The organism is Longispora fulva, assembly GCF_015751905.1.
GTDB classification, from domain to species: domain Bacteria; phylum Actinomycetota; class Actinomycetes; order Mycobacteriales; family Micromonosporaceae; genus Longispora; species Longispora fulva.
The window spans coordinates 1,589,369-1,613,686 of sequence record NZ_JADOUF010000001.1 but is presented as its reverse complement, the minus strand read 5'-3'; the positions used below and the strand labels follow the sequence as shown (position 1 = coordinate 1,613,686).

Annotated in this window: 17 protein-coding genes and 1 pseudogene; 10 read left to right on the top strand and 8 right to left on the bottom strand. The window is 73.8% G+C overall.

The features are described 5' to 3' along the window. The first annotated feature begins 628 nt into the window (after window positions 1–628). Complete coding sequence (locus tag IW245_RS07005) at window positions 629–1,147, top strand: Rv2240c family protein (RefSeq protein WP_197002374.1); 519 nt, start codon at window positions 629–631, stop codon at window positions 1,145–1,147. Here the strand turns inward: IW245_RS07005 and IW245_RS07000 are convergent. The 3 genes from IW245_RS07000 to IW245_RS06990 form a co-directional block, all read right to left on the bottom strand. Next, complete coding sequence (locus IW245_RS07000) at window positions 1,144–2,289, bottom strand: damage-control phosphatase ARMT1 family protein (RefSeq protein WP_197002373.1); 1,146 nt, start codon at window positions 2,287–2,289, stop codon at window positions 1,144–1,146. The genes IW245_RS07005 and IW245_RS07000 overlap by 4 nt on opposite strands. Further along, a complete protein-coding gene (locus IW245_RS06995; RefSeq protein ID WP_233472565.1) occupies window positions 2,276–5,293 on the bottom strand; it encodes a glycine--tRNA ligase in 3,018 nt (1,005 codons plus the stop codon). Before IW245_RS06995 ends, IW245_RS07000 begins: the two co-directional genes overlap by 14 nt. A gap of 146 nt (window positions 5,294–5,439) precedes the next feature. Further along, window positions 5,440–6,027 carry a hypothetical protein gene (locus tag IW245_RS06990; protein WP_197002372.1) on the bottom strand — a complete coding sequence of 196 codons (588 nt, stop codon included), beginning with the start codon at window positions 6,025–6,027 and terminating at the stop codon, window positions 5,440–5,442. 121 nt (window positions 6,028–6,148) lie between these two features. Between IW245_RS06990 and IW245_RS06985 the strand changes: the two genes are divergently transcribed. After that, the gene (locus IW245_RS06985) at window positions 6,149–8,107 is read left to right on the top strand and encodes a BTAD domain-containing putative transcriptional regulator (RefSeq protein WP_197002371.1); all 1,959 of its coding nucleotides are present in this window, start codon (window positions 6,149–6,151) and stop codon (window positions 8,105–8,107) included. Between the two features lie 102 nt (window positions 8,108–8,209). Here the strand turns inward: IW245_RS06985 and IW245_RS06980 are convergent, their stop codons facing one another. Continuing rightward, window positions 8,210–9,706 carry an MFS transporter gene (locus IW245_RS06980; RefSeq protein ID WP_231398690.1) on the bottom strand — a complete coding sequence of 499 codons (1,497 nt, stop codon included), beginning with the start codon at window positions 9,704–9,706 and terminating at the stop codon, window positions 8,210–8,212. 119 nt (window positions 9,707–9,825) lie between these two features. Here IW245_RS06980 and IW245_RS06975 point away from each other — a divergent pair, with 119 nt between their 5' ends. After that, entirely contained in the window at window positions 9,826–10,431 is a 606-nt protein-coding gene (locus tag IW245_RS06975) for a TetR/AcrR family transcriptional regulator (protein WP_197002370.1), read from the top strand. 8 nt (window positions 10,432–10,439) lie between these two features. Here the strand turns inward: IW245_RS06975 and IW245_RS06970 are convergent, their stop codons facing one another. Further along, the gene (locus IW245_RS06970) at window positions 10,440–10,826 is read right to left on the bottom strand and encodes a VOC family protein (RefSeq protein WP_197002369.1); all 387 of its coding nucleotides are present in this window, start codon (window positions 10,824–10,826) and stop codon (window positions 10,440–10,442) included. 139 nt (window positions 10,827–10,965) lie between these two features. On the opposite strand from IW245_RS06970, the pseudogene IW245_RS06965 reads away from it, so the two are divergent. Together IW245_RS06965 and IW245_RS06960 are read left to right on the top strand one after the other, a co-directional pair. Continuing rightward, window positions 10,966–13,133: pseudogene (locus IW245_RS06965) on the top strand (ATP-dependent RNA helicase). Between the two features lie 202 nt (window positions 13,134–13,335). Next, window positions 13,336–15,300, top strand: a complete 1,965-nt coding sequence (locus IW245_RS06960; protein WP_197002368.1) for an AfsR/SARP family transcriptional regulator — start codon at window positions 13,336–13,338, stop codon at window positions 15,298–15,300. Window positions 15,301–15,337: 37 nt separating this feature from the next. Here the strand turns inward: IW245_RS06960 and IW245_RS06955 are convergent, their stop codons facing one another. Further along, complete coding sequence (locus IW245_RS06955; RefSeq protein WP_197002367.1) at window positions 15,338–16,441, bottom strand: golvesin C-terminal-like domain-containing protein; 1,104 nt, start codon at window positions 16,439–16,441, stop codon at window positions 15,338–15,340. 296 nt (window positions 16,442–16,737) lie between these two features. Here IW245_RS06955 and IW245_RS40375 point away from each other — a divergent pair, with 296 nt between their 5' ends. From IW245_RS40375 to IW245_RS06935, 4 genes are read left to right on the top strand one after another with little or no spacing between them, the layout of a single operon-like run. Then, window positions 16,738–18,105 carry a discoidin domain-containing protein gene (locus IW245_RS40375; protein WP_233472574.1) on the top strand — a complete coding sequence of 456 codons (1,368 nt, stop codon included), beginning with the start codon at window positions 16,738–16,740 and terminating at the stop codon, window positions 18,103–18,105. Continuing rightward, a complete protein-coding gene (locus tag IW245_RS06945; protein WP_197002366.1) occupies window positions 18,105–19,301 on the top strand; it encodes an MFS transporter in 1,197 nt (398 codons plus the stop codon). Before IW245_RS40375 ends, IW245_RS06945 begins: the two co-directional genes overlap by 1 nt. Continuing rightward, the gene (locus IW245_RS06940) at window positions 19,298–20,233 is read left to right on the top strand and encodes a TolB-like translocation protein (RefSeq protein WP_197002365.1); all 936 of its coding nucleotides are present in this window, start codon (window positions 19,298–19,300) and stop codon (window positions 20,231–20,233) included. Before IW245_RS06945 ends, IW245_RS06940 begins: the two co-directional genes overlap by 4 nt. Before the next feature lie 9 nt (window positions 20,234–20,242). After that, on the top strand, window positions 20,243–21,583 hold the full coding sequence (locus tag IW245_RS06935) for an NAD(P)/FAD-dependent oxidoreductase (protein ID WP_197002364.1): 1,341 nt from the start codon (window positions 20,243–20,245) through the stop codon (window positions 21,581–21,583). Here IW245_RS06935 and IW245_RS06930 read toward each other — a convergent pair. Then, the gene (locus IW245_RS06930) at window positions 21,555–22,670 is read right to left on the bottom strand and encodes a M24 family metallopeptidase (RefSeq protein WP_197002363.1); all 1,116 of its coding nucleotides are present in this window, start codon (window positions 22,668–22,670) and stop codon (window positions 21,555–21,557) included. The two genes, IW245_RS06935 and IW245_RS06930, sit on opposite strands and share 29 nt — an antisense overlap. A gap of 9 nt (window positions 22,671–22,679) precedes the next feature. After that, entirely contained in the window at window positions 22,680–23,543 is an 864-nt protein-coding gene (locus IW245_RS06925) for an SMP-30/gluconolactonase/LRE family protein (protein WP_197002362.1), read from the bottom strand. An 82-nt stretch (window positions 23,544–23,625) separates the two neighbouring features. Here IW245_RS06925 and IW245_RS06920 point away from each other — a divergent pair, with 82 nt between their 5' ends. Continuing rightward, complete coding sequence (locus tag IW245_RS06920) at window positions 23,626–24,315, top strand: SDR family oxidoreductase (protein WP_197002361.1); 690 nt, start codon at window positions 23,626–23,628, stop codon at window positions 24,313–24,315. The last annotated feature ends 3 nt before the right edge of the window (window positions 24,316–24,318 follow it).

Below are 24,318 nucleotides of genomic sequence, written 5' to 3'. Positions count from 1 at the left end.
TTTCGCAAACAAGCTTCAGCAGAGCGTCCCAGCATCCCTTCTCCGCTTCGCGCTGCTCCGCCGGCGGTTGCGGGGACGCTACGCACCGCGATCCGGGCACACAAGGGGTTACCACCAACTGGCACCAAAAATTTCGATGTCCCGATATGCCATCAGTGCCCGGAAGGTTCGCTCCACCAGCCACACAAAGCGACTGACCAGGACATCGACTCCACCCACGACACAGCCGCCGTCCGATGGGCGAGAACCTGGGACGCGGGTCGCCATCATCTGGTCCCGCCGCACGCGGGGGCGGATGGTGGTGGGGACGGTGCGCTGCAGCCGCACCCGTCTTTGTCCCCACCACCATTCGGGTTCGGGCTGGATGCCCGCCACCGCCCGGGCCCCCGCCCGGTACACCCCTATGGTCGTTGCCCTTTATGTCTTTGATGGGCATCGAGTCGGGAAAACGTCAGATTCATAGGGTACGCGGCCCACCGCGCGCGACCACGCCAGCGGCACCTCACCCGGAACAACGACCGGGCCCGGACGGAGGTCGCGCGTTCGGGGACAGCGCGCCGGACAGGGCTGCGCGGGGCCGGGAGGGTCGGCTAGCCTTCGCGGGTTCCGTTCGACGGGGAGGGTGCTTGTGAAGAGGCGTCTGTTCGCGGTGGTGGCGGCTGCCGTGGTGCTGGGCACGGCCGGTGGGTGTGACGACGGAGCCGCCCCGGCCGCCGGTGGCGCGCGGCCCACGGCCAGCGCCTCGCCCAGCCCGACGGTCGACCCGGTGACCAACCGGCGCGACGTGTGCGGCAACGCGGCAATGGCCATGGTCATGCAGCTCAAAGCGTTCAACACCAGCATGCAGGCGTTCGACGCCGCCGTCGACCGTCACGATGACAAGGCCGCGGAGGAGGCCGAGCGACCCGCCGCGCAGGCGCTGGCCGACCTCGCGACCGCGTACGACACCGAGGCCGGCCACGCCGTCGACCCGAAACTGAAGAGCGCGCTGACCGGGCTGGCCGGCGAGTACCGCACGGCGTCCGTCGACCTCTACAAGGAACTCAACCACGGGCAGGACACCGGCCTGTCCGACCGGTTGCGCGGTTTGACCGAGAAGCTCGGCACCGCGTGCCCCGGGCCGACGCCGCCTCCACCCGTCCGCTAACCGGGCGCCGGGGAGGATCCGGGTCGGCTGTCCAGGCCGGCCGTCTGGAGCAACCCGTGCGCACCGGTCACCCGCCACTCCTCCCCCGAGGCGTCCAGCGCCGCCAGGGTCCCCGCCGCGAGACCGACGACAACCTCGCATTTCAGGGTACGCAGCGCCGCCACCGGCCCCGGGAAATACTCGACGACGTCCGCGAACGGCGTCAGCGCCGGCCAGTGCGCGTCGCCGACCAGCCTGCGGTAGTTCAGGTCCCCCTTGAACACGGTCAGGGTCGCCGCCGACCACTCGGCCCGCAGATCCTCCGGCGCGTGGTGGTAGGACAGCGGCGCGCGGTAGAAGTCGTGGGTGCGCAGCGTCCACCGGCCCTCGGCGGCGGCCGCCAGCAGCCGGTCGCGCGTCGCCGGGTCCAGGACGGACACGCACTCGGCGACATCGGTGGCCAGGGCGTCGGACACGAAGTACGGGTACGGCTTCACGTGCACCGCCACCCGCTCGCTCAGCCCCGTGGCCAGCAGGTGGTCGACGAGGGCGAGATCGGCGAGCAGTTCGCCGCCGGCGTTGTCGGCGACCAGGCACAGTTCCCGGCCCAGCCCGGCCTCCAGCGCCGCGCACAGGGCCGCGGAGTCGTCCACGACGAGCGAGCCCTCGTCGGCCGGCCCGCCGTGCTGGCCGATCCGGAAACTCAGGTCCGCCCGGTTGCCCCAGACGGCCGCGACCAGCAGCTCCCGCAGCGAACCGGTCGAGGGGGAGCTGGTGCGGGCCTCCGCCGACTTCAGGTACGCGTACGGGTCCACGCCCTGCCAGGGACCCGGAGCGAAATAGCCGACGGCGTCGAGGATCCGGCGGTAGAAGTAGCTCTCGGCGAACAGGAAGGGCACGTCGAACCAGCGCCGGCCGTAGTGGCCGGTGCCCCAGGTCTCCCACCGCGCCGCGTCGTGCGCGTCGGCGGGCAGACGTGCGATCACGCCGGTCAGGGACTCGGCGACCAGCGCGTCGAGGGCCCGGCGCTGGTCCGGGCCGTAGGGGTGGGCATCGCGCACGCCGGCCACCAGTTTCGGGTGCCGGTCGTGCAGGACGCTCCACGGGAACGACCCGGGGACGGCGGGCGTGACGACCTGTGGGGTGGGGTCAGCGGGCGACACGCAGCTCCACCCAGTCGAGGTGCCCGTCCCCGAGCGCCGCGACCGCCGCGACGATCCCGGTCCGCGCGGCCCGCAGCGCCGGGTCCTCGGCCATCACCAGGATGTCGTCGAAGAACCGGTCCACGGCGTCGGGCAGCCCGGCGGCGGTGGTGGCCGCGACCAGCCCGGCGAGGTCCACGCCCGGGGTGAGGTCGGCGTGCACCTTGCCGAGGGTGTCGTGCAGGAGCTGCTCGGCCGGCTCGGTGAGCAGCGCCGGGTCGTACGCCGTCGCCGTGCCCGCCGGCACGATCCGCCGGGCGCGCTGGAGCGCGGCGGCCAGCCGGAGGAACGCGTCCTCGCCGGCCACGGCCGTGAGCTGGCCGAGGACGAGCTCGGCGCGGTGCGGCCGGTCGGCGTGCGGGAGGACGGCGCGGACCCGGTCGACCGGGTACCCCTCGTCGAGGAGCTGCTGCTCGAAACGGCGGGTGACGAACTCGCCCAGCGCGTCGAGCACGGTCACGTCGACGGGCTGGAGCCGCGCGGCCGCCGCCAGGGACTCGGCGAACGACAGCCCACCGAGGGCCGGCTGCGACCGGTGCACGCTGATCGCGCCGAGCACGGCGCGGCGCAGCGCGTACGGGTCGCTGCTGCCCGTGGGCAGGCCGACCGTCGCGGCGAGCCCGGTGAGCATGTCGAGCCGGGCGGCCAGGGAGAGCAGCGCGCCGGGCACGCTGGTGGGCAGGATGTCGCCGGCCTGCCGGGGCAGCTCGGCCTCGAACAGGGCGCGGGCGACGGCGGGCGACTCGCCGGCCGCCGTCGCGTACTCCCGGGCCATGACGCCCGCGAGGCTGGTCATCTCGGTGACCATCTGCGAGCCCAGGTCGAACAGCAGCAGCTCGCCGGCCCGGTCCAGGGTCGCGCGGTCGTCACCGGCCAGGCCGACGGTGTCGGCGAGGACCCCGGCCAGGGCCCGGATCCGGGCGGCCCGGTCGGCCATCGAGCCGAGCTTGTCGGTGAACGTCAGCCGGGACAGCTGGGCTGCCATGTCCGGGATCGGGGTGGCCAGGTCGGCACGGTGGAAGAAGGCGGCGTCCTCGTACCGGGCGCGCAGCACGCCCTCGTTGCCGGCGCGGACCAGGTCCGGATCGATCGCGCCGTTGGCGACGACGACGAAGTACGGCAGCAGGGTGCCGTCGGCGGCCCGGACCGGCAGGTAGCGCTGGTGCTTGCGCATGACGGCCGTGAGGATCTCCTCCGGCAGCTCCAGGTAGGACGGCGCGAACGAGCCGAGCAGCGGGGTGGGCTGCTCGATCAGGTAGCAGATCTGGTCGAGCAGGCCGGCCTCGGCGGCGAGGTCGACGGTGCCGCCGACGGACGCCGCGAGGGCCAGCGCGCCCTTGGTGACGAGCTCCCACCGGGCGTCGGGGTTGAGCACGATCCCGGTCGCGGCGAGCTGCCCGGAGTAGCTGTCGGCGGACGTGATCGCCAGGGTCGGCTCGGCGGAGGTGCGGTGCACCCGGGTGTACCGGTCGGCGGCCAGGGTCGACACGACCACCGGCACGACCTCGGTCCCCCACAGCGCGAGCAGCCACCGCACGGGCCGGGTGAACGACAGCGACGGGTCGAGCCAGCGCATGTTCCGGCTGCCCCGCAGGCCGGTGACGACCTCGCCGAGCAGGTCGGCGAGCACGACGGGCGCGGTCCGGCCCGGCTCGTCCTTCACGACGGCGAGGTGTTCGACGCCGCTGATCTCGACCCTGACCAGGTCCTCGACGGCCACGCCCTGCGAGCGGGCGAACCCGGCGGCGGCCGGCGTCACGGTCCCGTCGGGCTTGTACGCGGCCGACACCTTCGGCCCCTTCACCGTCCGGGTGGCGTCCTCCTCGACGGCGGCGACGCCCTCGACGGTGACGACGAGGCGGCGGGGGGTGGCCAGCGCGTACACCGCGCCGTGCGCCAGGCGGGTGCCGGCGAGCTTGTCGGTGACGGTCTGGGCGAGCCACTCGCGGGCGGCGCGCGCCTCGGCGGGCGGCATCTCCTCGACGCCGATCTCGAACAGCAGGGTCTGCGGGCCGGGGGCCGCCGAGCTGGTCGTGGTGGGGATCGCGTGCCCGGTGGCGGCGGGGGCCACGGCGAGCGGGGCGGTCGGCGCGACGCCGAGCGGGTGGTCGAGCTCGGCGCGGCGCTGGACCCACAGCTTGGCGACGTCGCCGGACATGCGCCGCATCCGGGCGAACTCGGCGGCCCGGTCGCTCGTGGACACCGCGCCCCGGGAGTCCAGGATGTTGAACGCCTGCGAGCACTTCAGGATCAGGGTGTGCGCGGGCACCGGCAGCCCGGCGTCGATCATCCGCTGGGCCTCGTCGGCGAAGTGGCCGAGCAGCGCGCGGGCCGTGTCGACGTCGGCGTCGTCGAGGTAGAACCGCGACATCTCGTACTCGCCCTGGCCGAACACCTCGCCGTAGGAGACGCCGGGCGCGTAGGCGATGTCCTTGAAGTGGGTGACGTTCTGCTGGGCCATCAGGATCCGCTCGATCCCGTAGGTGATCTCCACCGGCACCGGGTCGAGGTTCAGGCCGCCGACCTGCTGGAAGTAGGTGAACTGGGTGATCTCCAGCCCGTCGAGCCACACCTCCCAGCCCAGGCCCCACGCACCGACGGCCGGCTGCGCCCAGTTGTCCTCGACGAAGCGGATGTCGTGTGCGGCGACGTCGATCCCGAGCGCGACGAGCGAGCCCAGGTACAGCTCCTGCGCGTTGCCCGGCTCGGGCTTCAGGATCACCTGGAACTGGGTGTGCGTCTGCAGCCGGTTGGGGTTCTCGCCGTAGCGGGCGTCGTCGGGGCGGACCGACGGCTCGACGTAGGCGACCTTCCACGGCTCGGGGCCCAGGACCCGCAGGAAGGTGGCCGGGTTGAGGGTTCCCGCGCCGACCTCGGTGTTCATGGGCTGCACCGTGAGGCAACCCTGCTCGCGCCAGTACTCGGCGAGTCGGGTCAGGGCATCCTGCATGGTCAACGCGGTCACGGGACAAACCTCACAATGGGGTACGGGCGGCGAGCAGCCCTTTCAGCCTATCCTCGACCGCCGCGCCCCCTGCTCCCCGGTCCACCGCGGGGGCCGCGGCGGGTGGACCGGCAGGGTCCCGCACCGCCGCGGCCACCGGCCGGCGGCTACTGCCGCCGTTCCATCAGTCGGCTGATCGCCTTGTCGAACCGGTTCATGGCCAGCCGGTTGTAGTAGCCGGCGTTCTGCTCGTCGACCATCGCCTTCTGCAGGTAGCGCTCGCCGGAGGCGATGAGGTACCCGGCGTCGGCGAGCGCGTCGTCCTGGCCCTCCTTGTAGACGCCCTCCTCGGCGTAGAACTGGCCCACCGAGCCGAACGTCAACTGGTTGCCCTGCAGTTCCTTGGCGGACTGGGTCAGCACGTCCAGCGCCCCGGCGGTGTCACCCATCCGTTCCCGGCTCAGGCCCTCGTTCAGGTCGGTCAGGAAACGCTCGGGGTCGATCAGGTCCCGCCACTCGATCACCCAGTCCGGGCAGAAGCAGGGCGGGTCCGGGCGGTTCCAGCCCCAGGGGTCCCAGAGCTGCGGTGGACAGTCCCAGCCGACGATGCGGCCCCACCTGTCGTAGAGCGGAACGCAGGGCGAGCCGGCCTGCGCCGGCTGGGCCGGGCCGACGGCCACGAACAGGCCGGCCAGGACCATCGCCAACGCCGCGAACATTCGGGCGATTCGTGGTGTGAGAGTTCGTCCTCGCATGTGGAGTCCTTCTTCCGATACTTTCGATGCCATGCCGGCACCCACGGACGAGCATGAGTGGGAACCTCCGGGAGAAGTCCGAACGGGATCCGAACCCGGACGAGCACGGACGGGGAGTGTGATGGGCGAGCGGGAGCCGCTGCTGCACGCCGAGGAACTGGCCGACGCCGAGCCCGAGGCCGCGCTGGCGGTCCTCGCGGCGCTGGCCGGTCCGACCGGCCCCCTCCCGCCCGGGCTCGCATGGCGGCTCGGCATGGTGCACTACCTCGCCGGCCGGCTCGCCACCGCGACGGAGATCCTCGACCGCGGGGCGTACCCGACGGAGAACACCGGCGACGAGGCCCAGCTGGCCGCGTGGAGCGCCACCGCCCGGTGGGCCGTCGGCGACGTGCCGGGCTGCGGCGATCTGGCCGCCCGGGCGCTGCGGATCGCGACGGCGGCCGGCTGCGAACGGGCGCTGGCCGCCGCGCACGTCGCCTCGGCCCTGCACGCCGAGCGCCTCGGGGACCGGGGCGCGAACCAGTTCCACTACCGCCGGGCCCTCGTGCACGCCGAGCGGGCCGGCGACCGGCGGCAGATCGCCAGGATCCGGACGAACCAGGCGTCCCAGGCGCTGGAGGTCGCCGCGTACGCCACGGCCAGAGAGGCCGCCGAGGTGGCCACCGCGGCGGCCGAGCTGGCGGGCACCCCCGCGTACCTGGTAGTGGCGGTGTCCAACCACGCGCAGGCGCTCCTCCGGCTGGGCGTGCTGGACGAGGCGGTCGAGCGGTTCCAGATCGCGCTCACCCTGTGCCAGAACACCGGGGACGCGGCCGCCGCGTACGCGCTGAACGGGCTCGGCGAGGTCTACCGCCGCCAGGGCCGGCCCACCCTGGCCCGGACGGCGCACGAGGAGGCGCTGCGGATCTCGGAGTCGTGCGCGGACCTGCAGGGCATCGTCCCCGCCACGGCCGGTCTGGTCCTGTTGCTCGCCGATTCCGAGCCGGAGGTGGCCGCCGCCCTGGCCGAGAACGCCGCCAGCCGGGCCGTGGGCCGCCTCCTCGGGGTCGCGGAACTGTCCACGGCCCGGGTCGAACGGTCGGCGGGACGCCCCGACCAGGCCATGGCCGCCGTCACCCGTGCGGAGGGGATCGCCCGCCGGCACCGCGACCGCGCGGGCCTGGCCGACGCCCTCGAACTCCGGTCCGCGCTCGCCGCCGACCCGGCCGCCCGGCACGCCGCCCTCACCGAGGCCCGGTCGATCTGGGCCGAAGCCGGGGCGACCGGCGACGCCGACCGGATGGCCGTCGAACTGGCCGGTCTGCCCGGCGCGACCGACGAGGAGCGCTCGGAGGGCCGCCGGGCCCGGCACCGGCTGGTCGCGGCCGGGCTGTGCGAGCCCGGCGCGGAGCCGATCGTGATCCGCACCCTCGGCCGGTTCGAGGTCCGGGCCGGCGGGCGGGGCGCGCCGCCGGTCAGCTGGCCGAGCCGTAAGGCACGCGACCTGCTACGGATCCTGCTCGCCCGGCGCGGCCGGCCGGTGCCCCGGGAGGAGCTGACCGAGCTGCTGTGGGGCGCGAGCGGCCCCGGGGACGTCGGACACCGGCTGTCCACGGAGCTGTCCGGGCTGCGCGGCCAGCTCGACCCGGACCGGACCAGCGGTTTCCTCCGCGTGGACCGGGCCAGCGCCGCCGTCGACCCGTCCCGGCTGTGGCTGGACGTGGACGTGTTTCTCACCGACGCGGGGCGGGGGCTGGCCGCCCACGAGCGCGGCGACCTCGCCGAGGCTGGCCGGGTCCTCACGGAGGCCGAGCGGTTGTACGGCGGGGACTTCCTGGCCGACGAGCCGTACGACGAGTGGTCGGTGCCGCTGCGGGAGGAGGCGCGCAGCGTGTACCTGCGGGTTTTGACGGTCCTCGCCGAGATCAGCCCGCCGGACGAGGCGATCCGGTACGTGCACCGGTCGCTGGCGATCGATCCGTACGACGAGCGGTGTCACCGGTTCCTGCTCCGGCTGCTGCGGGACAGCGGCCGGCACGGGGAGGCCCGCCGCGCGCTGCGCCGCTTCGAGGAGGCGATGCGCGAGATCGGGGTGGGCTGATCCCCAGGCCAGGAAGTGGTCCGCGAGGAACCCGGCGAGGGTGTGCACCCACTCCACCGCCGGCCGGGTCACGTGGCGGCCCGTGCCGGCGGCTCGACGTCGTCAGATCTTCCGACCGGCGCCGGCGAGCTCCGGGAGCGCCTCCACGTCGTTGAGCGCCACGACGTGCGGCGGTTCGGAGTGCGTGTTGCCGCGTACCCCGATCAGGGTCACGAGGGCAGCGAGCGCGCAGGCCCCGGCGCACAGCCAGAACGTCAGCGTGAAGCCCGACTCGGCGGGCAGTGGCGGGAACGGCTTGTGCACGACCAGCCGCGACGTGAGCAGCGTGGTCACGACGGCGCTGGCGACGGAGCTGCCGACGGTCCGGGCGATGGAGTTGAGCCCGTTGGCGATGCCGGTCTGCTCGACGGGCACGGCGGCGACGATGAGGGCCGGCATGGCCGCGTACCCGAGGGAGATGGCCACTCCGGAGATCATCACGGCGGCGATCACCTGCCAGGACTTCTCGTGCCACAGGGCGAACGAGCTGAACCCGACGACGCCGGTGACCGTGCCGAGCGCGAGGACGGCCTTGGCCCCGATCCGGCGGACGAGCAGGCCGCCCAGGGGTGCGGCGAGCACGCTGACCAGGGAGCTGGGCAGCAGGTACTCGACGGCCGCGCGCAGCACCGTCGCCCCGAAGCCGTACCCGGCCAGCGCGTGCGGGATCTGCACCATGGTCGAGGCCCCGATGAACATCCCGAACATCGCGAAGCCGAACAGCAGGGCGGCGATGTTGGTCATCGCGACCTGACGGCGGGCGAACATCCGCAGGTCGACCAGCGGCGCGGCCACCCGGCGCTCGACGAGCACCCACAGGCCGGCGAGGACGACGGAGGCGGCGAACAGGCCCAGGGTGCGCGCGGAGGTCCAGCCCCAGCTGTTGCCCTGCGACAGCGGCAGGAGCAGTGCGACCAGCGTCGCGCCGAGGGTCGCGGCCCCGAGCCAGTCGACCCGGCTGGCGACCTTGGCCCGGGTACCGGCCGGCACGAGGGCCACGACGGCGACAAGGGCCAGGGCTGCGAGGGCGGTGGCGAGCCAGAACACCCGGTGGTAGTCGGGGTTGTCACCCTGGATGAGCAGGCCGGTGGCGACCAGGCCCACCCCGCCGCCGACGGACAGCGTCGCGCTGATCAGCGCCATCGCTCCGGGCAGCTTCGCGGGCCGGATCTCGTCGCGGGCGATGCCGATCGCGAGCGGGAAGATGGCGGTACCGACGCCCTGCAGCGCCCGGGCCGTGATCAACAGGCCCAGCGAGCTGGTGGTCGCGGCCAGCAGCGAGCCGGCTACCAGGACGATCATGCTGGCGACCAGCACCTTCTTCTTGCCCAGCTGGTCGCCGAGCCGGCCGAGCAGCGGGGTCAGCACGGCGGCGGCGAGCAGGTTCGCGGTGAGCACCCAGCTGACGTCCGTGGAGCTGGCGTGCAGCCGGTGGCCGATGGTGCCCAGGATCGGGACGACCAGGGTCTGCATCATCGAGACGATCATGGCGCCGAGACCGAGCGCGAACAGGATCAGGCCCTCGGGCCGGGGTTTGTGCTGCTGGGGCATGGTGCGCATCGATTCTGGTCAGAGCGGAGTCGGGGAAGAATCCACCGTCGCACAGAATCGACACACTGTCGATTATTGTCGTCGGTGATCGTCGACACTGTGTCGAGAACGTGGGTAGCATCGACCGGATGGAACCGGGACGGCGGCGACGCGGACTGAGCAAGGGCGACCAGCGCGAGCTCGACATCCTCGCCGCCACCCGGCGCCTGGTCGAGGACAAGCCGCTCCGCCAGATCACGATCGACGAGATCGCCCGCGCGGCGGGCATCTCCCGCTCGTCGTTCTACTTCTACTTCGACTCCCTAGCCGCCGTCGTCACCCACCTGATGGGTGAGATCGCCGAGGAGATGCACCGCGAGAGCGCCGAGTGGCTCGACGGCCAGGGCTCGGGCGTCGAGTCGCTGCGCCGCACCATGGCCACGAGCGCCCGGCTTTGGCGGACCCACGGCGCGCTGCTCCGGCAGGTCATGACGGCCCCCGACCCGGAACCGGCCTTCGCTGAACTCCGCGAGCGGCTGGTCTCCGACGGAGTGCGCCAGGCCAGTGCCCGAATCACCCGGGACCGCGCGGCCGGCCTCGCCCCGCCAGGGCCGCCCGCCGACGTCCTGGCCAGGACCCTCCTGGTGATGAAGTACGCCGTGCTGGCCGGGGACAGCGGCGCGGACCCGGACGAGACGGTGGACACCCTGGTCACGATCGTGCGCAGGGCGATCTACGGCCGGGTTGAGGACTGACGTACCCGTCAGGCGGGCGTGGCGTTCTGCCAGAGGCCGATCGTATTGCCCTCGGTGTCGGCGAAGTAGCCCGTGAACCCCATCCCCATCACCTCCTGGCGGCCCTCCAGGACCTTCCCGCCCAGCTCGGTGACCTTCTCCAGCGCCGTGTCGATGTCCTCGACGTCGATGGTCAGCACCGGACTCGTCAGGGGAGCCTTCCGTTTCGCCATGCCGCCGTTGATGGCGCCGGGTTCCTTGGGCATGCCCTGTTCGTCCGTGTCGACCGTGCGGACCATGGTGTAGCCGTAGTCGGGCATCGGGTCCAGGTTCCAGCCGAAGGCTCCGGCGTAGAAGGACTGGGCGCGTTCCAGATCGTCGGCTGGAATCTCGAAATGTACTACTTTTCCGCTCATGCTCGCATCGTAAGCGGGCGCATCGCGCACCGGGGCCGTTGCCGGGGTTCGATCATGAAACGCCGGGTGGACGTTCCCGGTGACCGACGCCCGGGCGGAGTCCGGCCGGGTCGACGTCGGGCCGTGCGAAGCTGTCGGGATGCTGCGCACCGATCTGCCCATCGGGGCCGTGCTCCCGTCGCTGCTCGCAGTGTTGGCCGAACACCACGCGGGGGTACTGGTCGCCCCGCCCGGCACCGGCAAGACGACCGTGGTGCCCCTCGCCCTCGCCGAACACGTCACCGGCACCGTGGTGGTGGCCGAACCCCGCCGGGTGGCCGCCCGGGCCGCGGCGCGCCGGATGGCCGCCCTGCTGGGCGAGGACGTCGGCGACACCGTCGGGTACGCGGTGCGCGGCGACCGCCGGGTCGGCCCCCGGACCCGGATCGAGGTCGTCACCACAGGGGTACTGGTCCGCCGGCTCGCCCGCGACCCCGAACTGCCCGGGGTCGGCGCCGTGATGCTCGACGAGTGCCACGAGCGGCACCTGGACACCGACCTGGCGTTGGCGTTCGCCGTGGACGTCCGGGCGGCGTTGCGCCCGGACCTGTGGCTGCTGGCGACGTCCGCGACCGCAGAGGCGGACCGGCTGGCCCGGGTGGTCGGCGGGCCGGTGGTCTCCGCCGACGCGGCGCTGCACCCGGTCACCACCGTGTGGTGTCCCCCGGACCGACCGCTGCCGCCACCGCACGGGCTGCGGGTCGACCCGCGGCTCCTGGACCACGTGGCGGCCACCGTGCGCCGGGCGCTGCGCGAGGCGGAGGGCGACGTGCTCGTCTTCCTGCCCGGGGCCGGCGAGATCGCGGCCGTCGCCGGCCGGCTGTCGGGCCTCACGGACCCCTACGGCGGGCCGGTGGAGGTGCTGACGTTGCACGGGCGGCAGGGGGCCGGCACCCAGGACGCCGTGCTGCGACCCGGCACCCGCCGCCGCGTCGTGCTCGCCAGTGCCGTGGCCGAGAGCAGCCTCACCGTGCCCGGGGTGCGGATCGTGGTGGACGCCGGCCTGGCCCGTGCGCCCCGGATCGACCTGGCCCGGGGGTTGGGCGCGCTGGTCACCGGCCGGCGGCCGAGGTGGTGGCGCTGCTGACGGAGGAGGCGCACACGACCGACGACCTGGCGGCGGACTGGCGGCGGCTGCGGGACAATGTGGACCGGGCGGCGACGGCCCGCTGGCGCGACGAGACCCGCCGGCTGCTGCCGGACCGGAGCACGACCCCGCCGGGCGGCAAGGCCTCCCGTGGCAGCGGCATCCACGGCGGCCGGGAACCAGCCGCCGGACAGGGTTGGATCCCCGACGAGACGGCGGCCGGGATCGTCGTGGGGCTCGCGTTCCCCGAGCGGCTGGCGAAGCTGCGCCGGGCCGGCGGCCGCGAGTACCTGATGGCCGGCGGCACCGGCGCCGAACTCGCCGAAGGCTCCCCGCTCACCGGCCTGCCGTGGCTCGCCGTGGCCACCGCGGACCGGCCCACCGGCCGCGCGTCCGCCAGGATCCGGCTGGCCGCCCCGCTCGACGAGGCGACCGCCCGCGAGCTGGGCGGCCCGATGGTGCGCACCGAGGAGCAGGTCACCTGGACCGACGGCGACGTCCTCGCCCGCCAGGTGGAGCGCCTGGGCGCGATCGTCCTGGTGGAACGCCCGCTGACGGCGCCCGACCGGGAACTGGTCGCCGATGCGCTGCTCACCGGACTGCGCAGGGAGGGCCTGGGCCTGCTCGACTGGTCGCCGACGGCCCGGGGACTGCGGGACCGGCTCGCCTGCTGCCACCGCGCGCTGGGGGAACCGTGGCCGGCCGTGGACGACGCGACGCTGCTCGACCGGGCCGCCGAGTGGCTCGGACCGGAGCTGCGCAAGGCCGTCCGGCGGGCCCAGCTCGCCCGGACCGACGTGGCCTCGGCGCTGCGCCGCCTGGTGCCGTGGGCACAGGCCGCCCGCCTCGACCAGGTGGTGCCGGAGCGGCTCGCCGTCCCCAGTGGATCGATGGTCCGGCTCGACTACGCCGACCCGGCGGCCCCGGTGCTCGCCGTGAAGGTGCAGGAGGTGTTCGGCTGGGCCGCGTCGCCGACGGTGGCCGAGGGTCGGGTGCCGGTGGTCCTGCACCTGCTGTCCCCCGCCGGGCGGCCGGTCGCGGTCACCGGCGACCTGCCGTCGTTCTGGCGGAACGCGTACCCGCAGGTGAGGGGTGAGTTGCGGGGGCGCTATCCGCGGCATCCGTGGCCGGAGGACCCGACGACGGCACCGCCGACCCGCCGGGTGACGCCCCGGAAGTGACGTGCCGCGGGCCCGCCGACGGGGGACGGCGGGCCCCACGAAGGGCTCCTTTCGCGCGGGTTCCGCTGCTGCGCGGGGGCGCGCCCAGCCTGCTGTCCGGTCCTCCAGGGCCGCTACAGATTCCCTCCACACGGCACTGGTCCGGAAGATCGGCCACCGCTAGGCTCAGCCCCATCGATCTTGAATCGTGGGTGATGTGTCGATGTCGGACGGCTTCGAACTGCGGATCCTCGGCCCTTTGGAACTGGTCCGCGACGGGGTTACGGTTACCGTCGAGGGCCGCAAGCCCCGGCAGCTGCTGGCCACCCTCGCCCTGCACCACGGCCGGACCGTGTCCGTGGACCACGCGGTCGAGGTGCTCTGGCCGGACGGGCCGCCGCGTTCCGCCGTGGCCAATGTGCACACCTATGTCAGCTACCTGCGCGGCCTGCTCGGCGACGACCGGCTGCACCGGCGGCCACCGGGGTACCGGCTCCAACTGGGCGACGGCGAGCTGGACGCTGCCCGGTTCGACGCGGACGACCCCGGATCGCTGCGGCTGTGGCGCGGATTCCCGGTGGAGAACCTGCCGCAGTCCCCGCTGTGGGCCGCAGAGGTGGACCGGCTGGTGGAGCGGTGGCGGTCCGTGCGGCAGGCCGGGGCCGCCGCCGACCCGGCGGGCCGGCTGGAGGATCTGCGGGCCCTGGTCGCCGAGGATCCGCTGCGCGAGGACTCGTGGCTGCTGTTGATGACGGCGTTGGAGGCCACCGGGCGGCGCGCCGAGGCCCTGGCCGCCTACGTCCGGGCCCGGCGCGCCCTGGCCGAGGAGCTGGGCGTCGAGCCGGGCGAGGCGCTGCGGGCCCTGCACCGGTCGCTGTTGCTCCGCGACGAGGTGCCGGGGCTCGCCGGGGCGGCGCGGCTGGACGGCGAGGCGGCCGGGGTGCTGCGCGGCCTGGCCCGGCTCGGGCTCGGGCCGGTGCCCGGCTGGGTGGTCGGGGCGCTGGCCGACCGCACCTCCTGGCGGTCGGTGCTGGAAACCCTGCACACCCGTCGACTGGTACGCGACCACGGCGTCGACGCCCTCGGCCAGCCCCGGCTCGCCCTGCCCGTCCTCGTCGGACTGCTCGCCCCGGACCTGCCGGGGGTCCCCGACGACGCGGCCGTCCGCCGGGTCCTCGGCGGCTACCTGGCCCTCGCCGACCGGGCGGCCCGCACGCTGCCGGTGCGGGTGTTCGGTCCGGGGGCGCTGGTCGCGCAGCGCTGGCCGGTGCCCGGGGGCGACGTGCTCACGGCCGACCCGGTGGCCTGGTTCACGGCCGAGCGGGACTCGCTGGTCGCGGCCGTCGGGCTGGCCGCGCGCGCCGGGTACCCGGATCTGGCGTGGGAGCTCGCGCACGCCCTCGTGCCGTGGTGCGACCTGGTGGGGCGGACCACGGACTGGGAGCGCACGACCCGGGCCGCGCACGCGGCGTGCCGGCGGGCCGGTGACCTGCTCGGCGAGGCGGTCACGCTGCGCGACCTGGGGCAGGTGCACCTGTACCGGGACCGGTACGGGGCGGCGACGGAGGCGTTCGGCCGGTCCCGGCTGCTGTACGCGCGGCTCGGCAACCCGCGCGGCGAGGCCGGCGCGTGCGCGGGGCTGGGCGCCGTGCACCGGATCCGGGGCGAACTCGACGAGGCCCGCGACTGCCTCGGGCGGTCCCTGGCGTTCTACTCCGCCGACGGCGACCGGCACGGCCAGGCGTACGTGCACGGGGCACTCGGCGCGGTCGCGCTGGCCGGCGGCGACCTGCGCGCGGCGGCCGACGCGCTGCTCACCGGCCTGCGGCTGGCCGGGGAGGTCGACGACGCGCACCGCACCGCGCACCTGACCCACCAGCTCGGCGTCGTCCGGCTGCGGTCCGGGGACCGGGCCGGGGCGCTGGCGGCGATGGGGGCGGCGTTGGAGGGGTTCGCGGCGCTCGGGGACGCGCACGGCGAGGCGTACTGCCTGACCGACCTCGCCGGATTCGACCGGACGGTGGGGGCGGTGGCGCGGCTGACCCGGGCCTGGGAGATCTTCGAGCGGATCGGGGACCGGCGGGCACAGGCCCGCACGGCGCGCCGGCTGGGCGAGCTGCACACGAACGCGTTGGCGGCGGCGTACACGTCGGAAGCTCTGCGGTTGCAGTCGACGGTGGACTCCTAGCCGGACCCGGGAGGTGTCCCGGGTCCGGCGGCGGGTGTCAGACCCGGGTGATCCGGACCGCGTCGGCGATCACGTACTGGGTCCCCGACGTCCAACGGCTCACGGCCACGACGTCGCGGGCGCCCGCTCCGAACGGGTAGGTGCCCAGGTCGCGCCACCCTCCCCCGTTGGCCTGCTGGTTGACGTTGACCGTCCGGTTGCCGCCGGAGGCGAACACCACGAACGGCGTGGCGGCGTTGTAGCCGGCGTCGGCCGGGTACCAGGTCTCCACCTTGTAGTTCGCCGCGGCGGGCAGCGTCGCCGCGTAGTAGGCGGCGTCGCTGGATCCGACCGGGGTGGCGAACCGGTAGTCGGCGCCGTAGCGCTGGGCGGAGAAGCTGGAGGTGTCCCACGCCGCCGACGCCCGGAACCCGGCGGCGGAGTTGTCGACGACCACGGAGAACGGCGGCGTGCCGTTGAGCTTCGCCGCGACGTCCAGGCGCAGCTGGGGCAGCTGGGCGTAGAAGGCGTCGCCCGGGCAGCTGGTGTTCAGGTAGTCGCGGTGTCCGTAGATCTTCGTCGGCGCGAGGTCGTACCGCTCGCAGATGTACGCGCACAGGTCCACGAGCTTGGCCCACTGAGCCGTGGTGGGGGTGGTCGAGGTGTAGGTGCCCTCGTTCTCGATCCCGATCGCCTGGTTGTTCTGCCCCGTGCAGTGCGCGCCGACGACCATGCCGGCGCCGCTGGTCAGGTGGGCGAGGCTGAAGTGGCGGCCCTCGGTCGCGTACCCGCCGCGGCTGACCGTGAAGTGCTGGCCGGTGTCGGACCAGTGGTTGTCGTCCATGTGGAAGTTCTGGATGGAGCGGGCCAGGGCGTAGGCGTGCGCCTGGGAGTAGTCGGTGACGTTCGGGGTGGCGGTGTGGTGGATCAGGATCTTGTTGGGGTCCGTGGTGATCTCGGTCAGCGGGTCGGCCGGCGGGCGGGCGCCCCAGGAGGCGCAGCTGGCGATGGTGGGCACGGTGACGGCGGCCGACGCGGCCCCGGAGAGCTCCAGGCCACCGAGCGCCGCGCCGGCACCGAGGGCGACGGCGCCCCGGAACACGGTCCGGCGGGACAGGGCGGATCCGGTCAGGGCACGGCGCGGCGTCGAGGGGTCGGACATGTTTCCTCCACGGAGGAGTAGGGACGGATGGCCGTCCCGCGCAGCGCTCCCTTTGTATCAGCGATCTTGAATGACCTCAAGGGTGCCAATAGATAGTTAGGTTGCTTGACAAACACCCGCATGATCCGCTGTGATCGATCCAGCGGCTCGGCGCGGCCTCCCCACTGCGAGGTGACGCGCTCAGTAAGAAGCACTGACCCGGCCGTCGGCTGGCGCACGCGCGCCCGCCGAGCCACCGCCCTCCCCCTGAGGACGGTGGGGACGCCCGCCCGTGTTTCCCTGCCCAGGAGGCAGACGTGTTCCGTTTACGCCATACCGTCATCCCGATCGCCCTCGTCGCGGCCCTGCTCGGCGTCGGGGTCACCGCCGCCCAGGCGGCCGATCCGCTGCTGTCGAGGAACAAGCCGGCCACGGCCTCCTCCGTGGAGACCTCGTCCTACTCGGCCGACAAGGCCTTCGACGGGAGCACCAGCACCCGCTGGGCCTCCCGCGAGGGCCACGATCCCGAGTGGATCCAGGTGGACCTGGGCGCGGTGTCCGCCGTGTCCAGGATCAAGCTGGTCTGGGAGGCCGCCTACGCGAAGAAGTACCAGTTCGACGTCTCCAACGACGGCACGAACTGGACCCGGATCTACACCACGACCGCCGGCAACGGTGGCACCGACGACCTGACCGGCCTGACCGGGGCCGGCCGGTACGTCCGGGTCACCGGCACCCAGCGCGGCACCTCCTACGGCTACTCCCTGCACGAGGTCGAGGTGTACGGCACCCCCGGCGGCCCCGGCCCGTCGCCGAGCCCGTCGGTGAGCCCTTCGGCGAGCCCGAGCTCGAGTCCCAGCCCCAGCCCCACCGCGAGCCCGGGCGGCTCCTTCGTCGTCGCGGCGGCCGGGGACATCGCCGAGCAGTGCACGGCGTCGACCTCGAGCTGTCAGCACCCGAAGACGGCCCAGGTCGTGGCCGGGATGAACCCGAAGTTCGTCATCACGATGGGTGACAACCAGTACGACGACGCGCGCCTGTCGGACTTCCGCGCCTACTACGACACCACCTGGGGCGCGTTCAAGGCGAAGACGAAGCCGGCCCCGGGCAACCACGAGACCTACGACCCGGCCGGGTTCGAAGTCGGCTACAAGGGCTACTTCGGCGCGATCGCGTTCCCGCAGGGCAAGAGCTACTACAGCTACGACGAGGGCAACTGGCACTTCCTCGCCCTGGACTCCAACCTGTTCGACAACGCGGCGCAGCTCGCCTGGCTCAAGGCCGACCTGGCCGCGAACTCCAAGGGCTGCGTGGCCGCGTACTGGCACCACCCACTGTTCAGCTCCGGCGACCACGGCAACGACCCGGTGAGCAAGCCGGTCTGGGACACGTTGTACACGGCCGGCACCGACCTGATCCTCAACGGCCACGACCACCACTACGAGCGGTTCGGCCCGCAGTCGCCCACCGCCCAGTCCGACCCGAAGGGGCCGGTGGAGATCCTCGGCGGGATGGGCGGGGCGAACCCGTACCCGATCGTGAACGTGCAGCCCAACAGCCTCAAGCGGATCACCGGCAAGTTCGGGGTGCTCAAGCTGACGTTCTCGGACAACGCGTTCAGCTCGCAGCTGATCGGCGTGGACAACAGCGTGCTGGACACCAGCCCGACGTACACCTGCCACTGATGTACGTCACCCTCGACCGGGACGCGCGCGTCGCGTCCCGGTCCGGGCGACGGGTGGCCGGCACCGTGCTCGTACTCGGCACGGTCAGCCTGGTCACCGACGTGTCGTCCGAGATGGTCACCGCCGTCCTGCCGCTGTACCTGGTCCTGGGCCTCGGGCTCAGTCCGCTGCAGTTCGGCTTCCTCGACGGCCTGTACGGCGGGGTCACCGCCCTGGTCCGCCTCGCCGGCGGGCACGCGGCCGACCGCTGGCAGCGGCACAAGCTCGTCGCCGGCCTCGGCTACGGGCTGTCCGCGTTCGCCCGGCTCGGTTTCCTGGTCGGCACCGTGCCGTGGCTGGTAGGCGCGCTGGTCGTCGACCGGGCCGGCAAGGGCATCCGCACCGCGCCCCGCGACGCGCTGATCACGCTCAGCTCGCCGGCCGGGGCTCTCGGCCAGGCGTTCGGCGTGCACCGGGCCATGGACACGGCCGGGGCGCTCCTCGGGCCGCTGGTCGCGTTCGGGATCCTCGCCGTCGCGTCCGGCGGGTACGACGCCGTGTTCGTGGTCAGCGGCGGGATCGGCGCGTTCGGGGTGCTGCTGCTGGTGCTGTTCGTCCACGAGGCGCCCCGGGTCGCCCGCGCCGTCGTCGCGCGCGGCACGGCCGGGCCCGCCGTGCGGCGGATCTGCCTGACCGCCGCGCTGCTGGGGGTCGTCACGGTCGCCGACCCGTTCGTCTACCTGGTGCTCCGCGACCGGCTCGCGCTGCCCGACGGGTACTTCCCGCTGCTGCCGCTCGGCACCGCCGGGTTGTACCTGGCTCTGGCCGTGCCCGCCGGGATGCTGGCCGACCGGTACGGCCGACGGCTCGTGTTCCTCGCGGGGCACGGGGCGTTGGCGGCCGTGTACGCCCTGCTGCTGTCACCCATCGCCGGGGCGACCCTGCTCGTGGCGGCCCTCGCCCTGCACGGCGTGTTCTACGCCGCGACCGACGGGGTCCTGATGGCCCTCGCCGGGCCGCTGTCGGACCCGGCGCGGCGGACCGGGACCCTCGCCAAGGTGCAGACCGCACAGGCCCTGGCCCGGCTGGGCTCGTCGGTGCTGTTCGGCGCCGCGTGGACCGGGTGGGGCATGACCGCTGCCCTGGCGGTGGCCGCCGTCGGGCTGGCGTGCGCGCTGGTGGCCGCGCCGTTGTTGTTGCCGAAGGAGGACTCGTGAAGGCTCGACTGTGGATCACGCTGGTCGCGGCGGTGGTGCTGGTCGCCGTCGCGGTCGGGTACACCCTGCACTCCGCGCGCCGGGTCACGGCCACAGGCGCGGCGCTGACCCTCGACGCCCGCGCGCTGCTGTTCCGGGCACCCGACGGGCGGGTGACGGCCCGCAGCCCCGACGGCCAGGTCACCACCGGCGACCGGGCGTGCGACCGGTTCTCGGCGGCGGCCGGCACCGGACTGTGCCTGGTGGCGACCCCCGGGGCCGTGCCGACCACCACCGGGATCGTCCTCGACGGGCACCTGCGGGAGACCCGCCGGCTGCAGTTGCCCGGCATCCCGAGCCGGGCCCAGGTGTCGCCCACCGGTCGGTTCCTGTCCTGGACGACCTTCACCACCGGGGACTCCTACGCCGCGTCCGGCACGTTCTCCACGGCCACCGGAATCCTGGACGCCCGTACCGGCACCTTCGTCGTCAACATCGAGAACCTGCAGCTGTACGTCGACGGCGAGCGCTACCACGCGCCCGACATCAACGTCTGGGGCGTCACCTTCGCCGCCGACGACAACACGTTCTACGCGACCTTGGCCAGCAGGGGCAGGACGTACCTGGTGCGCGGTGACTTCGCCGAGTGGAGCGCGCGGACGGTGCGGGAGAACGTCGAGTGCCCGTCGCTGTCCCCGGACGGCGGTCGCCTGGCCTTCAAGAAGCGGGTCGGCACCGGCTGGCGACTGTACGTCCTCGACCTGTCCACGATGGCCGAGCACCCCCTCGCGGAGTCGGCCGAGGTCGACGACCAGGCGGTCTGGTTCGACGACGCCACCGTGGGCTACGGCCGCGCCGGTACGGTGTGGACGGTGCCCGCCGACGGCTCCGGCGCCCCGACCCGACTGGTCGACGGGTCCTCCCCCGCACCGCACAACGGACCAAACGCCTAACATGCAGGGATGGGAACGCCTTCGCACCAGTCAGCCGTCGTGATCGGCGCGGGCATCGCCGGCCTCGCCGCCGCCCGCGCCCTCGCGCCCCGGTTCGCCCGGGTCCTCGTCCTGGACCGCGACGGCCTGCCGGACACGGCCACGCCCCGCAAGGGGGTGCCGCAGAGCGGCCACGGGCACGTGCTCCTCGTGGCCGGACAGCAGGCCCTGGAGGAGCAGTTCCCGGGCCTGATGGCCGAGCTGGTCGCCGACGGGGCCAGCGAGTTCGACCCGGGGCTGGACCTGACGTTCCACCGGTTCGGGGCGACCTGGGAGCGGATCCCGATCGGGCTGCGGCTCGTCACGTTCAGCCGGCCGCTGCTGGAGCTGGCCCTGCGCCGCCGGGTGGCACGGCTGCCCACTGTGGAGATCCGCGACGGGGTGGCGGCCTCCGACCTGGTCGGCGCGGACGGCAAGGTCACCGGCGTCGTCCTGGACACCGGCGAGACCGTCGGCGCGGACCTCGTCGTCGACTGCTCCGGGCGGGGCTCGCGCTCGGACCGGTGGCTCGGCGCGCTGGGCTTCGACGCCCCGACGGTCACCGAGGTCAAGGTCGGCGTGGGGTACGCGACCCGGTTCTTCACCCGCAAGCCCGGCGATCTCGCCGCCGGTCAGGCCGTGTTCGTGGTGCCGTCCGCGCCCGAGGAGAGCAGGGTCGGCCTGGCGCTGCCCGTCGAGGGCGACCGGTGGCTGGTGACCGTGGGCGGCTGGCACGGGGCGTACCCGAAGGACGAGGCCGGGTTCGACGAGCACATCCGGTCCCTGCCGCACCCGGACATCGCGGGCCTGCTGGAGCGGTGCGCGCCGCTCGGGGACATCGCCTACCACGGGTTTCCGTCCAGCCGGCGCCGGCACTTCGAGGACCTGACATCGGTGCCCGCCGGGTACGTGGCCCTCGGCGACGCGATCTGCAGCTTCAACCCGATCTACGGCCAGGGCATGACCTGCGCGACCCTGGAGGCCGTCGCGCTCGGCGAACTCCTCGACGGGCGCGCGGAGGTGGACGCGGAACTGACCACGGCCTTCTACCAGCGGGCCGCAGCGGTGATCTCCACCCCGTGGCAGTTCGCGGTGGGCGGGGACTTCGCCTACCCGCAGACCCAGGGGCCCCGACCGAAGGGCATCGGACTGCTCAACTGGTACTCGCGGCGGATCCAGATCGCCGCGCAGACCGATCCCGAGGTGCGCCGGACGTTCACGGCCGTGCAGCACCTGATCGAGGGGCCGGAGGCGCTGCGTACCCCGAAAATGGTGTGGAAGGTGCTCTTCGGCGCCCGGCGGGCTACAGCAGCGCCAGATCCCGCCCGGTGACGTTGAGGCGTTCGCCGCCGGTCTCCGTGCACACCACGATGTCCTCGATCCGCGCCCCGTGGCGGCCCGGCAGGTAGATGCCGGGCTCCACGGAGAACGCCATCCCCGGCTCCAGCGGCAGCGTCGAGCCGGCCACGATGTACGGCTCCTCGTGCGTCTGGAGGCCGATGCCGTGGCCGGTGCGGTGGATGAAGTTCTTCCCGTAGCCGGCGGTGTCGATGATGTCCCGGCCGATCGCGTCGAGCACCTCGGCCGTCACCCCGGGCCGCACAGCGGCGGTCTGGGCGGTCTGGGCACGCAGCAGCACGTCGTAGTAGTCGGTGAAGTCGTCCGGCGGCCGGCCGACGGCGTAGGTGCGGGTGGAGTCCGAGCAGTACCCGTCGGGCATGGTGCCGCCGATGTCCACCACCACCGGGTCGCCGTCGGCGACCACCCGGTCGGACACCTCGTGGTGCGGGCTGGCCCCGTTCGGGCCGGACGCGACGATCACGAAGTCCACCCGCGCGTGCCCCTCGGCGAGGATGGCCTCGGCGATGTCGCGGGCCACCTCCCGCTCGGTGCGGCCGGCGCGCAGCCAGTCGGCCATCCGGGAGTGCACCCGGTCGATGGCCGCCCCGGCCCGGCGCAGCGCGGCCACCTCGGCCGCGGACTTGCGGATCCGCAGCCCGCTGAGCACGTCGCCGGCCAGGCCCTGGTCGACCCCGGGCAGCGCGCCCCGGAAGGCCATCACCTTCTCCGCCCACATGTGGTTGTCCACGGCCACCCGGCCCAGTCCGGCCGGCAACCGGGCCGCGACCAGCTGGAACGGGTCGTCGGTCTCCGCCCAGCCGGCGATCTCGATCCCCAGCCCGCCGACCGGCGACGCCGCGGCGGCCGGCCGCTCCAGCTGGGGCACGACGAGGAACGCCTCGCCGCCGGCCGGCACGACCAGGCAGGTGAGGCGTTCGAGGGGCTGGGCGTCGTACCCGGTCAGGTAGCGCAGGTCCGGGCCCGGCGAGATCAGCAGCGCGTCGTACCCGGCGGCGACGGCGGCCGTGCGGGCCCGGTCGAGCCGGTCGGCCGGGTACAGCTCGGCGTCGTGGGTCACGCCGCCAGCCTAGTGACTGTCGGTCACGTCCAGGGCCCTAACAGTGAACGGGGTGGTGGCGGTGCCGGCCCGCTCGGCACCGAACTGCGAGTTGACCTGCAGGATCCGGCCGCCCAGGTACGCGATCGTGGTCGGGGTGTCCGCCGCCGACCGCACCCAGCGCCGCGTCACCTTCCCCGTGCGCGCGTCGGCGGACAGTGCCACCTGGCTGACCGCGTACTCCACCGTGCCGTCGGGCAGCTCGACGTTGTCGCAGGTGAACAGCGCGCCGTCCGCCACGACCATGCCGTCGGCGGCCAGCGGGCCGCCCAGTTCCACGCGCTCGGCCGCGCCGGTGGCCACGTCGATCCGCCACAGCACCTCGGTGCCCTGGGCCGCGACCAGGAGCGTCGCGCCGTCGTGCACGGCGACGATCCCGTTGAGGTACGGCAGCGCGCCGGGGTCCGGCACCGTCAGCCACTCCTCCAGCTCGCCGATCTCCGCGCCCACCGGCCACCGCCACAGCACGGGGCGCTCGGAGTCGGTGACGTAGGCGTGCCCGCCCGCCACCACGATGTCGTTGAGCAGGACCTTGTCCCCCGGCACGGTCCGCCGCGCGACCAGTTCGCCGGTGGCCAGGTCGTAGGCGAACAGGTGGCCGGTGCGGAACCCGCAGACCAGCAGCCGGCCGTGCCCGTCGACCGTCATGCCGAGCGCACCGGTCCGGCCGTCGGCGCCGGCCGGCTGCCAGACCTCAAGGTCGGCCCGGTCGGTGGTACCCCGGAAAAGGGTGCCCTTCCGGGAACTGGACACGTAGAAGGTGCGGCCGTCGGGGTCCTCGGTGATGCCCTCGGGGAAGAGTCCGTCGCCGGGCAGGACGTAGGTGTCGATCATGGTCGGGACATTAGCCGGCGCGCCCGACAACTGCCACGGAGTTGCCAGGGACCCGACCGGGCCGGCTGGCATCATGGGGTCCATGGCGAACTCACTGCTCACCGGGGCCACCGGCGGTATCGGCAAGGTCATCGCACAACGACTGCACGACCGGGGGGACAGGCTCTTCCTGCTCGGCCGGGACGGGGCGGCGCTCGACGCGCTGGCCAAGGAGTTCCCCGGCACCGAGGTCCTCGTCGCCGACGTGGGCCGGCCGACGGAGCTCGCCGCCGAACTGGCCGGCCTGCTGCCCGACCGGCTCGACGCGCTCGTGCACTGCGCCGGAGCGGTGGAGCTGGGCCCGGTGGGCGACCTGGATCCGGAGATCTGGCAGACGATGTTCGCGGTGAACCTGGCCGGACCGGCGGAGTTGACCCGGCTGACGCTGCCGGCGCTGCGCGCGGCGGCCGGCCACGTGGTGCTCGTCAACTCCGGGGCCGGGCTCGCCGCGCACGCCGGCTGGGGCGCGTACGCGGCGAGCAAGTTCGGCCTGCGCGCCCTCGCCGACGCCCTGCGCGCCGAGGAGCACGGCAACGGGGTACGGGTCACGAGCGTGTACCCGGGGCGGACCGCGACGGCGATGCAGGAGAAGGTGCACCTGCAGGAGGGCGCCGACTACGTGCCGGAGGAGTGGATCCAGCCCGACAGCGTCGCCTCGGCGGTGATGGCGGCCCTCGACCTGCCCCGGGACGCGGAGGTCACCGACCTGACGGTCCGACCGGGACTGCGCTGAGTC

Excerpts from the sequence above, each read along its gene's own strand:
- IW245_RS06955 (WP_197002367.1), bottom strand. The coding sequence starts at position 16,441 with ATGTCCGACCCCTCGACGCCGCGCCGTGCCCTGACCGGATCCGCCCTG.
- IW245_RS06985 (WP_197002371.1), top strand. The coding sequence starts at position 6,149 with ATGGGCGAGCGGGAGCCGCTGCTGCACGCCGAGGAACTGGCCGACGCC.
- IW245_RS06920 (WP_197002361.1), top strand. The coding sequence starts at position 23,626 with ATGGCGAACTCACTGCTCACCGGGGCCACCGGCGGTATCGGCAAGGTC.
- IW245_RS06960 (WP_197002368.1), top strand. The coding sequence starts at position 13,336 with ATGTCGGACGGCTTCGAACTGCGGATCCTCGGCCCTTTGGAACTGGTC.
- IW245_RS06980 (WP_231398690.1), bottom strand. The coding sequence starts at position 9,706 with ATGCGCACCATGCCCCAGCAGCACAAACCCCGGCCCGAGGGCCTGATC.
- IW245_RS06975 (WP_197002370.1), top strand. The coding sequence starts at position 9,826 with ATGGAACCGGGACGGCGGCGACGCGGACTGAGCAAGGGCGACCAGCGC.
- IW245_RS06935 (WP_197002364.1), top strand. The coding sequence starts at position 20,243 with ATGGGAACGCCTTCGCACCAGTCAGCCGTCGTGATCGGCGCGGGCATC.
- IW245_RS06990 (WP_197002372.1), bottom strand. The coding sequence starts at position 6,027 with ATGCGAGGACGAACTCTCACACCACGAATCGCCCGAATGTTCGCGGCG.
- IW245_RS06970 (WP_197002369.1), bottom strand. The coding sequence starts at position 10,826 with ATGAGCGGAAAAGTAGTACATTTCGAGATTCCAGCCGACGATCTGGAA.
- IW245_RS06945 (WP_197002366.1), top strand. The coding sequence starts at position 18,105 with ATGTACGTCACCCTCGACCGGGACGCGCGCGTCGCGTCCCGGTCCGGG.
- IW245_RS06925 (WP_197002362.1), bottom strand. The coding sequence starts at position 23,543 with ATGATCGACACCTACGTCCTGCCCGGCGACGGACTCTTCCCCGAGGGC.